This is a genomic window from Bradyrhizobium sp. P5_C11_2, assembly GCF_054049755.1.
On record NZ_JBFULT010000634.1, the window covers coordinates 1 to 4,041 of the forward strand.

Here is a 4,041-nt window from a genome sequence, read left to right on the forward strand (position 1 = left end):
CACCCATGAGCACGCGGTGGCGCCGATGATCGGCGCCTCGGCGTCGGTGTCGGGATCGATGGCGGCGGCAATCCGCTTCGCCTTCGTGCGCGGCAGCTTCCTGTCGTTCAGCCGTTCGGACGCCGATACCGCCGCGAAGGTTCCGGCGCTGCCGCTGTCGCGGGCGCTGCGCGACGGGCGGGTGGTGGGCTTCCTTGCGGTGTGGTTCGGCGTCAACATCATCTTCGGCATCGGCGCTTTCGGGATCGAGACCGAAGGCGCGAGCGTGGCCTGGCAGGCGCATATCGGCGGCTTCTTCGCCGGTCTGTTGCTGTTCGCGCTGTTCGATCCCGTGCCGCGCGTGCGAAGCGATGCTGCGGATGCGTCATCACAGGACATTTCAAACCGTATTTGAAGCCGCGCTTGCGGCGCGGCCCGATTTCATTCATCATTCCCGTGAAGAATGCTCGAAGCGACAAGCCGCTAGCGGCGATGCTTCGACAAGCGCCTGAAGCGTGAAACCGGCGCCATAACTGTTAGTTGAAGACCCGAAGAACAAGCCCGGACCGCGAACAGCGGACGGGTCCGATTCAGGGAGGCAACAATGACGGTACGTTCCATTCTCAACACCAAGGGCCACCAGATCATGAGCGTCGAGCCCGACGCCAAGCTGGCCGCCGCGGTCAAGCTGCTCGGTGAGAAGAAGATCGGCGCGGTGCTGGTGATGAACCAGAACCGGCTCGAAGGCATCCTGTCGGAGCGCGACATCGTGCGCGTGATCGGCGAGCGCGGCGCCGGCGCGCTGGAGGAGCCCGTGAGTCAGGTCATGACCCGCAAGGTCGTGACCTGCAAGGAGACCGACACGGTCGCCGAGCTCATGGAGACGATGACGACCGGCAAGTTCCGCCATCTGCCGGTGACCGACAACGGCAAGGTGGTCGGCCTCATCTCGATCGGCGACATCGTCAAGCGCCGCGTCCAGGAATACGAATCCGAGCAGGAAGCCCTGCGCGATTACATCAAGACGGCCTGATCGGTCTCACTCGTTCGCTTTCGGCGCGGCGCCCTCGGGCGCCGGCGCCAGCACGTGGATGGCCTCCTGGATCGAGTCCAGTGCGCGCTCGGCGGCGCGGGTGCCGAACGCGATGAGGTCGTCGGCGCGGTGGAAGTCGAACCAGCCGAACTGGCCGACCCGCGGCGTGATCAGCAGGTCCGGCGGATCGCCGGCGAGGCGGGCGCGGGTGATGCGGTCCTGCATGATGTTGAAGGCGTCCACCATCACCGAGGAGATGCCGGGCCGGCCGTTGCCGCCGAAGAACTCGCGCTTCATGGTCTTCTCCGCCGAGAACAAGCGCGGAAAGCGCCGTTTTGCCGTCGTCTCCTGGGCCACAGGAGCGGCTGTTTCGGGCACCGCGCCGTGCGAATAGACCGTCGTGGAATAGGTGAAGATGTCGCTGGAAAGATTTGCGGCGATGACGATTTCGGCGCCGAGCGCGCGGGCGGCCGAGACCGGCACCGGGTTCACCAGCGCGCCGTCCACCAGCCAGCGGTCGCCGACCAAAACGGGTGAAAAGATGCCGGGCAGCGCATAGGAGGCGCGCATCGCGTCGACCACGCGGCCGCGCGTCAGCCAGATCTCGTGGCCGGTGCGGACCTCGGTTGCGACGGCGGCGAATTTCAGCGGAAGGTCCTCGATCAGGGTCTGGCCGATCGCATGCTCGAGCCGTGTCGCGAGCTTCTCACCGCCGATCAGGCCGGAGCCGTTGAGGCGGATGTCGAGATAGCTGAGGATGTTGCGCACCCCTTGCAGGCTGCGGCCCCAGTCTTCCAGCGTGTCGAGCTGGCCGGCCGCATAGGCGCCGCCGACCACGGCGCCGATCGAGGTGCCGACCACGACATCGGGCACGATGCCGTTGGCGAGCAGGGTCTTCAGGATTCCGATATGGGCAAAGCCGCGCGCGGCACCGCCGCCGAGTGCCAGGCCAATGACCGGCCGGCGGATGCTGCCGAGGCCGACCTTCTCGCCATTGGAGCCGTTTGCGCCCCGACCCTTCAACATGTCCAGCACCGAAACTCTCCTCCGCCGGGCCACCCCCAACCATGAGACTAGGCACCGGACTTGCACTCCGCCAGAACCAGGGCGAAGCATGGTTTATGCCGCTTTGGAGAGGGCACGGGGCAGGAGTATGGCGAGGATGGTTGCCTCAGGACTAATCACGCAGGCGTCAACCAGGTTCCCCATGACCGCATTTCCCGGGGTTCTTGAGGCTTGAATTTGCCGCGTTTTCGGTGAAAAGCAGACGCCATGACTCTCGGGGGTGACGGCATCATCGGATGGCGGCGCAGCGCATCGCTGCTGCCGGCGCTGATGCTTGCGGCGGGCCTCCTTACCATTGGCCAATTTACCCTCGGCCAAGGCGCTGCGCAGGCGCAGCTTTTCTCCGATCGTCCGCCGCCGGTGCCGCCGGCCTCGGTGCCCGACCCCGGCGGCGCCGTCAGCCTGGCGCCGCCCTCCGGRCCGGGCGCGGCCCCCCCAAATCTGTCGCCAAGCCTGCCGGCGACCCTGATGCAGCCGGTGACGCCCAGCATGCCGCCGCCCGCGGTCACGACGGTGCCGTCGGCCCCGCCGCTCAATGCGGCCGCGCCCGGACAGGGCGTGCTGTCGCTGACCGCGAAATACGGCAAGGACTCAGCCCCGATCACCAGCGGCTTGGTCTGGCGGGTGTTTGCCGATCGTCCCGACGAGAACGGCACCTTCAAGCTGATCCGCGAGGACCGCAACGCCACGCCCAACATCGTGCTGCCGCCCGGCAATTACGTCGTGCATGTCGCCTTCGGCCTCGTCAGCGCGGTGCGGACCGTCAGCCTCAAGGCCGAGACCGACCGCGAGGCCTTCGTGCTGCCGGCGGGCGGATTGCGCATCGAGGGCCGCGTCGGCACCAGCCGCATTCCGCTGAACCAGATCTCGTTCGCGATCTACAAGGGCAGCCAGTTCGAGGCCGGCGAGCGCGCCTCGCTGGTGCCGAACGTCGCGGCCGGCGATGTCGTGCTGCTGCCGGAGGGCACCTATTACATCATCTCCAACTATGGCGACGCCAACTCGGTGGTGCGCTCCGACATCCGCGTCCAGGCCGGCAAGCTCACCGACGTCACCATCACCCACCGCGCCGCCGTCATCACGCTGAAACTCGTCAGCGACAGGGGCGGCGAGGCGCTCGCCAACACCGCATGGTCGGTGCTGACGCCCGGCGGCGACGTCATCAAGGAATCAATCGGTGCGTTCCCGCGCGTCGTGCTCTCTGAAGGCGAATACCGCGCCATCGCCAAGAACGAGGGCAAGGTCTATGAGCGCGGCTTCAACGTCGTCAACGGCGTCGACGGCGAAGTCGAAGTCGTCGCGCGGTGAGACTTCGCCTCTCCCCGCGAAGAGCGGGGCGAGGGAGCGCACCTTCGCCGCGGTGAGCTCGATCGGCCCAACCCTCACTTCCGATAGCGCAGCGCCTCGACCAGCACCGCGAAGGCCGGCGTCGGCTGCCGTCGGCTCGGATAATAGAGGTGATAGCCCGCAAACGGCGCGCACCAGTCGGCGAGCACGCGGATCAGCCGGCCGTCGGCGATCTCCGACTTGACGAGGTCCTCGGGCAAGTAGGCAAGGCCGAGGCCCGCCAGCACGGCATTCATCCGCAACAGGCCGGTGTTGAACACCAGCTGGCCGTCGACGCGCACCTTCACGGCGCGGCCGCGCTTCTCGAACTCCCAGGCATAGATCCCGCCATAGGTCGGCAGGCGAAGATTGATGCAATTGTGCTCGGTGAGATCCTGCGGCCGCTTCGGCTTGCCCCGTGCGGCGAAATAGGCGGGAGCGCCGACCACGGCCATGCGCATCTCCGGCCCGATCCGCACCGCGATCATGTCCTTGGCGACCTGCTCGCCGAGCCGCACGCCCGCATCGTAGCGTTCGGCGACTATGTCGGTCAGGCCGTAGTCGACGACGAGCTCGACCTTGATGTCGGGATAGCGCGGCAGGAGCTTTGCGAGCGCCGGCCACAGGATGGTCTGTGC

4 protein-coding genes and 1 pseudogene are annotated in these 4,041 nt (G+C 67.0%); 3 read left to right on the forward strand and 2 right to left on the reverse strand.

Annotated features, from left to right (window positions below; all coding sequences use genetic code 11):
* Window positions 1–394: pseudogene (locus tag ACXJL8_RS35730) on the forward strand (rhomboid family intramembrane serine protease); the annotation flags it as partial.
* Between the two features lie 189 nt (window positions 395–583).
* Window positions 584–1,012 carry a CBS domain-containing protein gene (locus tag ACXJL8_RS35735; protein WP_456618210.1) on the forward strand — a complete coding sequence of 143 codons (429 nt, stop codon included), beginning with the start codon at window positions 584–586 and terminating at the stop codon, window positions 1,010–1,012.
* Between the two features lie 6 nt (window positions 1,013–1,018).
* Here the strand turns inward: ACXJL8_RS35735 and ACXJL8_RS35740 are convergent, their stop codons facing one another.
* The gene (locus ACXJL8_RS35740) at window positions 1,019–2,047 is read right to left on the reverse strand and encodes a patatin-like phospholipase family protein (RefSeq protein ID WP_456618209.1); all 1,029 of its coding nucleotides are present in this window, start codon (window positions 2,045–2,047) and stop codon (window positions 1,019–1,021) included.
* 237 nt (window positions 2,048–2,284) lie between these two features.
* Here ACXJL8_RS35740 and ACXJL8_RS35745 point away from each other — a divergent pair, with 237 nt between their 5' ends.
* Window positions 2,285–3,385 carry a hypothetical protein gene (locus tag ACXJL8_RS35745; RefSeq protein ID WP_456618208.1) on the forward strand — a complete coding sequence of 367 codons (1,101 nt, stop codon included), beginning with the start codon at window positions 2,285–2,287 and terminating at the stop codon, window positions 3,383–3,385.
* A gap of 74 nt (window positions 3,386–3,459) precedes the next feature.
* Here ACXJL8_RS35745 and ACXJL8_RS35750 read toward each other — a convergent pair.
* A partial coding sequence (locus tag ACXJL8_RS35750) for a LysR substrate-binding domain-containing protein (RefSeq protein ID WP_456686518.1) occupies window positions 3,460–4,041 on the reverse strand: 582 nt, incomplete at its 5' end.